Source organism: Bacillus sp. SIMBA_008 (assembly GCF_046535495.1).
Classification (GTDB): domain Bacteria; phylum Bacillota; class Bacilli; order Bacillales; family Bacillaceae; genus Bacillus; species Bacillus subtilis.
In genome coordinates this window covers 1-242 of sequence record NZ_JAWRWL010001127.1, presented here as the reverse complement: position 1 = coordinate 242, position 242 = coordinate 1, and the positions used below count along the sequence as shown (strand labels likewise).

General features: G+C 63.6%; 1 protein-coding gene. It reads left to right on the top strand.

Annotated features, from left to right (window positions below; all coding sequences use genetic code 11):
• A partial coding sequence (locus SB658_RS26945) for a hypothetical protein (protein ID WP_410603572.1) occupies positions 1-242 on the top strand: 242 nt, incomplete at both ends.

The window sequence follows — 242 nt, the reverse complement described above, 5'->3', positions numbered from 1 at the left end:
AACCTGAAGGACGAGCGAGAGGTCGAGTACGTCGGTGGCCGCATCGCGGCCGTGGGCGACGGGTCCGCGTTCCCCGACGCCGCGCTCGCCATGGCTGAGGCTTTCCAGGACCCCGACGTCCAGATCGACATTTCGAAGATGGATGTTGGCGTGCCCGTCGGAATCGGTGCGGGCGACTCCGATTTCGTGAATTCGAATCCCGCGACAACGTTCGCCTGGCAGAACCTCGACAAGGGAGTCTT